Source organism: Paenibacillus sp. 203 (genome assembly GCF_037027525.1).
In the GTDB taxonomy this organism is placed as follows: Bacteria; Bacillota; Bacilli; order Paenibacillales; family Paenibacillaceae; genus Paenibacillus; species Paenibacillus polymyxa_B.
Map to the genome: position 1 here is coordinate 1 of NZ_JAXCHD010000118.1, position 204 is coordinate 204.

Here is a 204-nt window from a genome sequence, read left to right on the forward strand (position 1 = left end):
TCGGAAGGTGCGGCTGGATCACCTCCTTTCTATGGAGAATCGTTTCCTGCAACGGAAACATTCAAATATGAAGCGTAAGCTTCAAAAACTACTCACTCGTTGCTCAGTTTTGAGAGCTCAAACTCTCGAACGTTTGGTGGCGATAGCGGAGGGGTTCCACACGTACCCATCCCGAACACGACCGTTAAGCCCTCCAGCGCCGAT

Annotated in this window: 1 rRNA gene; it reads left to right on the plus strand. The window is 51.0% G+C overall.

Annotation, left to right across the window (positions count from 1 at the left end):
- Nucleotides 1–132: 132 nt before the first annotated feature.
- A 5S ribosomal RNA gene (rrf, locus tag WA407_RS26915) occupies nt 133–204 on the plus strand; the annotation flags it as partial.